The 6,947-nt window shown below is 65.3% G+C and carries 7 protein-coding genes; 2 read left to right on the forward strand and 5 right to left on the reverse strand.

The genetic code is table 11. The features are described 5' to 3' along the window. Positions 1 to 255: 255 nt before the first annotated feature. Together Q4A20_RS14325 and Q4A20_RS14330 are read left to right on the forward strand one after the other, a co-directional pair. The gene (locus Q4A20_RS14325) at positions 256 to 1,743 is read left to right on the forward strand and encodes an IS1634 family transposase (RefSeq protein ID WP_303124006.1); all 1,488 of its coding nucleotides are present in this window, start codon (positions 256 to 258) and stop codon (positions 1,741 to 1,743) included. 126 nt (positions 1,744 to 1,869) lie between these two features. Then, complete coding sequence (locus tag Q4A20_RS14330) at positions 1,870 to 2,376, forward strand: L-threonylcarbamoyladenylate synthase (protein WP_303124018.1); 507 nt, start codon at positions 1,870 to 1,872, stop codon at positions 2,374 to 2,376. Positions 2,377 to 2,525: 149 nt separating this feature from the next. On the opposite strand, the gene Q4A20_RS14335 is transcribed toward Q4A20_RS14330, so the two are convergent. The 5 genes from Q4A20_RS14335 to Q4A20_RS14355 all read right to left on the reverse strand — a co-directional run. Further along, positions 2,526 to 2,858: a transcriptional regulator gene (locus Q4A20_RS14335; protein ID WP_303124008.1), complete on the reverse strand. Its 333-nt coding sequence runs from the start codon at positions 2,856 to 2,858 to the stop codon at positions 2,526 to 2,528. An 85-nt stretch (positions 2,859 to 2,943) separates the two neighbouring features. Beyond that, the gene (locus Q4A20_RS14340; RefSeq protein ID WP_303124010.1) at positions 2,944 to 3,585 is read right to left on the reverse strand and encodes a hypothetical protein; all 642 of its coding nucleotides are present in this window, start codon (positions 3,583 to 3,585) and stop codon (positions 2,944 to 2,946) included. A gap of 156 nt (positions 3,586 to 3,741) precedes the next feature. Next, positions 3,742 to 4,527, reverse strand: a complete 786-nt coding sequence (locus Q4A20_RS14345; RefSeq protein WP_303124012.1) for an ABC transporter permease — start codon at positions 4,525 to 4,527, stop codon at positions 3,742 to 3,744. Beyond that, a complete protein-coding gene (locus tag Q4A20_RS14350; protein ID WP_303124014.1) occupies positions 4,524 to 5,420 on the reverse strand; it encodes an ABC transporter ATP-binding protein in 897 nt (298 codons plus the stop codon). Before Q4A20_RS14350 ends, Q4A20_RS14345 begins: the two co-directional genes overlap by 4 nt. Positions 5,421 to 5,511: 91 nt before the next feature. Next, the coding region (locus Q4A20_RS14355; RefSeq protein ID WP_303124016.1) for a (Fe-S)-binding protein at positions 5,512 to 6,947 on the reverse strand (1,436 nt) is incomplete at its 5' end.

The following is a 6,947-nucleotide window of genomic DNA, read 5'->3' on the forward strand; positions in this document are numbered from 1 at the left end:
GGGACTGGGAACGCTACACGCGGGTACCCGCGGCGGACAGGGCCACGGTTCAGGCCTGACTCGTCTCGTTTTTGGTGACTGTGCGTCACGATCGGGGTTTTTCGTTGGTGTGGTGTGGTTGGGTTGGTGGTTGTGGGGCACTAATCCGGTGGGCGGTAGAGTGATGGTGTGTGAGCCCGTATGTTCGTAAGGTGCGTACCGCGTCGGGTGCTACGGCGGTGCAGATCGTGGCTAAGGAGCACGGGGTGCGCCGGGTTGTGGAGCATCTGGGCTCGGCACACGGGTGAGGCGGAGCTGGCGGCCCTGGTTCAGGCGGGGCGGGAGAAGATCCGGGGCGGCCAGGGGGTGCTGGACCTGGCCGGCCTGCCACCGCAGGCCGCCGGCCAGGCCGCGTCGGCGGTGGTTGAGTCCAAGCGCTCGGCCCTGCTGTGGGATGTGCTGTGTGGCGCATACGCGGCCCTGGGGCTGGATGAGGCTACTGGTGGGGATGAAGGCTTTAAGCAGATGGTGCTTGCCCGGCTGATCGAGCCCACCAGCAAGGAGCAAGTACCCCGCGTAGTCAGTGAGCTGGGGGTGGGTAGCGTGTCGCGGGCATCCTTGTTCCGGTCCCTGGCCCGCTGCATTACTGGCGACTACCGCTCCCGTATTCAGGCCGCCTGCCTGCGGCATGTCACCGGCCGCGGCGACCTGTCCCTGTGCCTGTATGACGTGACGACCCTGTACTTCGAGGCGGAGAAGGAAGACGACCTACGGCGGGTGGGCTATTCCAAGGAGCGGCGGGTCGACCCGCAGGTCATCGTGGGGCTGCTGGTGGATCGGGCGGGCTTCCCCCTACAGATAGGCTGCTGGGAGGGCAACAGGGCCGAGACCAGCACGCTGATCCCCATGGTCGAGGAGTTCCGGGAGGCGTCGGGGACCGAGCACCTGGTCGTGGTCGCCGACGCCGGCATGCTCTCAGCAACCAACCTCGAAGCGCTCGATCAGGCCGGCTTGGGGTTCATCGTCGGGTCCCGCATGACCAAGGCCCCGGCGGACCTGGACGCCCACTTCGCCTGGCATGGGGACGCCTTCACCGATGGGCAGGTGATCGACACCATCACCCCACGCCGAGGCTCCACCAGCCGGGAACGCGACCAGAACGTCCGTGATGAGCCCGTCTGGAGTGCTCAGGCGTATCCCGGGTCGTGGCGCGCGGTGTGGGCCTACAGCGCGCGCCGGTTCGCCCGGGACAACAAGACCCTGACCGCGCAGGAGAACCGGGCTCGGGCGGTGGTCGCCGGGGACCGGCGCCCCAAGGCCACCAGATTCGTCACCACCCGTAAGGGCGACCAGGTGCTGGATGAGGCCGGCCTGGCCCGCGCCAGGAGGCTCGCCGGGCTGAAAGGCTACGTGACCAACATCCCCGCCACGGTGATGCCCGCCGGTGAGGTGATCGCCTCCTACCACGAGCTGTGGCACGTGGAGCAGTCCTTCCGAATGAGCAAGCACGACCTGCGGGCCAGGCCCGTCTTCCACCACACCCACGACGCCATCCAGGCCCACCTGACCGTCGTCATGGCCGCCTTGGCGGTAGCCCGCCATCTACAAGCCGCCACCGGCGTGAGCATCAAGCGACTCGTACGCGAACTACGGCCGCTCCAGGAAGTCACCATCACCATCAACGGACACCACGTCACCGCCCAACCCCAGACCACCCAGACCGCACAGCAAATCCTCAACAACCTAAACACCGCAGGGCACTAAAGTGAGACGACTCAGGAGCGGCGAGCCACCCCTATGAATAACCCTCCTGGAACGAGGTGGCGATCGAGCGGGCCTTCGCCATCAAGCGCCGCCCGGCGACCTCCCCGTTGACCCTCTTCCTGCGCCATCAAGCGCCGCCCGGCGACCTCCCCGTTGACCCTCCTCCTGCGGCACTCCGGGGACTGGGAACGCTACACGCGGGTACCCGCGGCGGACAGGGCCACGGTTCAGGCACTGGCGGCGGCGTTCTGGCCCGGCCCTTTCAACCTGGTCCTGCCGCGCAGCGACGCGGTGCCCGACTTCCTGGTGCGCGGAGGCAGCACGGTTGCGCTCGGGGTGTTGTCCAACCCGACCCTGCAACGACTATTGGACCTCGTCGGTCGGCCGGTGGCGATGACCTCGGCGAACCTGTCCGGGAGGGCCGACGGCGTCCTAGTGGATCTGAAACTCGCGAGCGAGCAGATCGGCGACGCGGTGGACCTGATCCTCGAAGGCGGGCATCAGGGCACCACGGCATCGTCGACGATCGTCAAGGTTCAGGACGGCCGGGTGACGATCCTGCGGCAGGGAGACGTGCGCCCGGGCGCCATTCGTGCCGCCTTGACTGGGGTGAGTGTCGCGACCGACTTCTAGGCGCTCAGGCCGGCGTCGGCCCGGATATGCTCTCTACTACGCCACTTCGGTGTCGGGAACGCCGGTTAGCGGTGTGCTGTATGGCTCGGAGGACTTCAACAGACCGTTGAGGCGTCATGGACGGTGAACCGGCTCGTTTGAAGAGCTGGCTATCGCTGCTCCGCGTGCGTGTGAGCGTTCAAGGGTGTTCTGATCAAGGTCTGCAACTGGCGCACGTAGTCTTCAAATGCCGTGACGCCCCGGCTGGTGACTCTGATTCGTGTCTGGGCGACGCCGCGACGAGTGAAAGTCTTGGTTGTTGCCAGGTAGCCTGCTCGCTCAAGGCGCTTAATATGAGCGGACATGTTTCCGGGCGTCATTTCAAGAAGGTTCTGCAGGCGGGAGAACGTGATCTCGCTGTTCTCGCCCAGCTCGACCAGCGCCGACATAATCTTCAGCCGCGTCGGGGCGTGGATCAACTCATCCATCTCAATGGGAGACATCAGATGATACCTTGAGGGCTATGCATAAGGGTGGTCTCCTGTCCTGTGCCTGCTGTGCGCGCCGCGTGTTCCTACGGGAAGGGCCCTAGGGTCGCCCACGCTGGACCGGTGAAGCGATGAGTGAGCCTCTTCGAGCGGGAGGCTTGGCCGCCAGTGCGCAGGTGAGGAAACCGGCCGCCGAGAGCACACCGATGGTGGGGAGCATCAGCGGCATTCCGAGTAGCATACCGACGCCGCCGACTGTGATTAGCCATAGGCCGAGGATACTCTCCTGGCGACCGCCGAAGTAGGTGCCTGATAAGAAGTAGATGGCCCCCATGAAGATGCATGAAGTAGCATAAGCGATGTGCTCCACGTCATCGACCGGCAACTGTGCGCCGACAGTTGCGGTTATTGACAGAGTCAGCACCAGTCCAAACAGCCAGGCGATGCCGAAGAAAGTCGGTCTTCTGGCGGTCTCCCCGTGGATGCCGTCATACTGCTTGAAGCTGTGGGTTAAGATGACGAGGAGTGAAACCGGGCCGATGACGGCAACCATCCAGCCCGTGCCGCCGATGCCGGGAAAGGCCTGCTGCAGGGCGTACTGGCCGCCGAATGCCAAGAGGTATGTTGCTGCAAGGAGCAGATAAATGAAACGGTCGTTGATTTGTGTGCGACGGCGAAATGCCGTGCGGAGTTCGTCGATGCGCTCAACGATGGCCGCCGCCTCGTCTCTTTCATCAGGCATGATGCTCGGGCCTCCTTCGCTGGCATGTCAGTCTACATGATGTGGGCGCACCGGGATCGTTGCGTGGCTGAGGCGTATCAAGGCATCCCATAAAAGGACTCCCGTGGCGGCGGAACGCAGGTGACTAGGAGATTGTGGAAACCGTGTGTCTGTCCTCTACCTGAAATTCCGCCCCTCATCGCGACGGTATAGTGCTACCGAGCCGGCGGTCGCAATGGTAGTCCACGCGAGAACGACCGCTAGGTTGCTCGGGTTGAATGGCCGGTTCGCCAGATAGTCGGAGGTGATGGTTCCGGCTGCGCCTGTTGGCAGGAGCTTGGCAACGGCGTCGACCCACGGAGGCATCGGCATGCCGCTAATTCCGCCGAAGAGGATCATAGCGAACGCGACGGTCAGGCTCACGGCGAGGGCTGTCTTCTTCGATAGGAGGAATCCGAGGGCGAGGCCTAGTGTTGTGATTGGGAGGGTCAATATTAGTGCGACACCTAGGATTACTGCCGACTGGCTGGGCGTGGGCTGGGCGGCGGTAACCAGAACGCCGATGATGAATGTTCCTACTGCACTGATCAGCGCGCATGCTATCGGTGCGGCAATCCAGCCGACCAGTCGCGGCCCGGGCCCTGTGGGCAGTGTGCGGGAGAATAGATAGAAATCGCTTTCGCGAGCCTCCGGCACTCCTGTGGCAGGGAAGTTCGTGCACACCATTAGTACGCCGACCAGGCTCAGGTATCCGATCAGTGAGAGAGCGAGCCCCGGGTCTGACTGAATGTTCATCGGGGAGACGAAGAAGAACATGAGCATGATCAATGGGTATGCGATGTTCAGGATTACGGCGGTGGGCTCTTTCAGCCAGGTCGATAGCTCAAATCGTGTCCACGCCCATGCGAGTCTCGTCGGCGATTGAAGATTGATTCGCGCATCGTGGTCCGCGCCGGTAGTCATGAGACCTCCTGACCCGTGGTTAGTTGGGCGAATGCTTCTTCCAGGCTTGGCCTGCGGATATCAATGTCCGAGTAACGGACGCCCGCGTCGGCGAGCGACTGGAGTGCGCTGCTGGCGTCGTCAACGTGAAGTATGACGTCTCGGCCGTCCCTACGGGCATTGCGGATGTTCGCCAGTCTTAGTGCGCGGTCATCGGCGGTCGTTACGCGGATGACGGTGGTGGCGGCGCGTTGCACGAAGGAGGCCGCGTCGTCGTCGGCGATGACGCAGCCTTCGCGAATCATGACGATACGGTCAGAGAGTGCCTGAACCTCCTCGAGGTAATGGCTTGTAAGCAAGATTGTGACACCCTGACTCGCTCTCTCCTGGATGGTGTCCCACAAATGTCGGCGCGCGGTGACGTCCAATCCGGTTGACGGCTCGTCGAGCAGCACGAGACGCGGTCGGCCGACGAAGGCGAGCGCGACCGACAGGAGCCGCTGTTGCCCTCCGGATAGCGAGCCGGCGGCCTTCTTAGAGAGGTGGTCCAGGCCAAAGGCGCTGAGTAATTCCTCGGGCGCTTCGTGGTCAGCGAAGTGCTCAGCCACGAACCGCACGAGTTTGAGGACGCTCATAGTCTTCACGATTCCGGGCCCTTGAGGCATGACTCCGAGGCGGACTCTGGCCTCGGGGTTGCGTGGATCGGCGCCGAACAGCCTGACCTCTCCGGCGCTCGGGCGGCGCAGGCCGGCGATCAGGCTGAGAAGTGTGGTCTTGCCCGATCCATTCGGTCCGAGCAGGCCCACGGTCCCGCCAGCGCTTATCTGGAGGTTGAGTCCCGTGAGCGCGTGCACCTGGCCGAAGCGCTTGCCTACGTTCTCAAGCGCCACGGGTGTGTCGAAGTCGAGCCGCATGACACCTCCTACGCGATTATGTAGAGGACTCTATGACGTAGAGTAAGTCGCGTCAAGAGACTCGGCGGATGATTCTCGGCCGCGGTTTATCTCACGCGGAGGCAGGCTGCTGGCCGCGGCGGACGGACTCCAGCATCAGGGTGGCCACGTCCGTGACGCGCACGTCGGCGCCCTCGGAGGCGACGCCGTCGGAGAGCATGGTGGTGCAGAACGGGCAGGCCGTCGCGATCACCTGCGCGCCGGTGCCGATCGCCTCGCGCGAGCGCTCCACCGCGATGCGGGTGCCGATCGACTCCTCCATGAAGGCCCGCGCCCCGCCGCCGCCGCAGCAGAATCCACGCTCGTGGCTGCGCGGCATCTCCACGGTGGTGGCGCCGGTCGCCTCCAGCAACTCGCGCGGCGGGGAGTAGATGCGGTTGTGGCGGCCCAGGTAGCAGGCGTCGTGGTAGGTGACGGTCGAGGCGCCGCCCGCCTCAGGCCCTGCGGCGGGCTGCGCCGTCGGCCCCGCCTGCGGGGGAACGGGACGCAGCCGCCCTTCCCGCACCAGGCGTCCCAGCAGCTGCGTGTAGTGCAGCACCTCGTAATGTCCGCCCACCTGCGGGTACTCGCGGGCCAGCGTGTTGAAGCAGTGGGCGCAGGTGACCACGATCTTCTGCACGCCGGCCTCGTTGAGCGTCTCCACGTTCTGTGCCGCCAGCGTCTGGAACAGGATCTCATTGCCGGCGCGGCGGGCCGGGTCGCCGGTGCAGGCCTCGGCGTCGCCCAAGACGGCGAAGGACACTCCGGCGGTGTGCAGCAGCTCGGCAACTGCTCGCGTCGTCTTCTTCGCCCGGTCCTCGTAGGCACCCGCGCAGCCCACCCAGAACAGGTAGTCGACCTCCTCGGCCGACTCGATGTCCTCACCAATAACCGGCACATCGAAGTCCAGGCCCTTGGCCCAGTCCATGCGCTTGCGCGCCGCCAGGCCCCAGGGGTTGCCCTTGGACTCCAGCTTGCGGAACATCTGCCCCAACTCCTTGGGGAAGGCCGAGGCCATGAGCACCTGTTGACGGCGCACGTCGATCACATGATCGACGTGCTCGATGTCCACCGGGCACTGGTCCACGCACGCCCCGCAGGTGGTGCACGACCACAGCACGTCCGCGGGGATCACCTCGCCGGCCAGCGGCGCCGGACGCGTGGACACGCCCGTATCGCTCGGGGCGGCCTTCGCGGCCAGCAGGGCGCCCAGCACGTCGCCGGTGTGAGCGCTGCCCGGAGCCAGGCCCAGATCGTCGTCGTCCTCCAGGCCGTCCGTCATGCCCACCAGCCGCCCGAGCGGGCCGCGGGTGCTGCGGCGCTCGGCGAGCATCTCCTCGGTGACCTCGTCGGGCTCGACGCCGAGTGCGCTCGCCGCCCGCAGGTAGGGGGCGACGGCGGCGTGGTGGTCGCGCAGCGCCAGAGTGAACAGCTTCGGGGACAGGGGCTTGCCGGTGTTCCACGCCGGGCACAGGTCCTGGCAGCGGCCGCACTCGGTGCAGGTGGAGA

This window comes from Actinomyces sp. (assembly GCF_030530635.1).
Classification (GTDB): domain Bacteria; phylum Actinomycetota; class Actinomycetes; order Actinomycetales; family Actinomycetaceae; genus Actinomyces.

What these genes read in the sequence shown, in the direction of transcription:
- Q4A20_RS14345 (WP_303124012.1), bottom strand. Translation starts at nt 4,527, where the DNA reads ATGACTACCGGCGCGGACCACGATGCGCGAATCAATCTTCAATCGCCG.
- Q4A20_RS14335 (WP_303124008.1), bottom strand. Translation starts at nt 2,858, where the DNA reads ATGTCTCCCATTGAGATGGATGAGTTGATCCACGCCCCGACGCGGCTG.
- Q4A20_RS14340 (WP_303124010.1), bottom strand. Translation starts at nt 3,585, where the DNA reads ATGCCTGATGAAAGAGACGAGGCGGCGGCCATCGTTGAGCGCATCGAC.
- Q4A20_RS14350 (WP_303124014.1), bottom strand. Translation starts at nt 5,420, where the DNA reads ATGCGGCTCGACTTCGACACACCCGTGGCGCTTGAGAACGTAGGCAAG.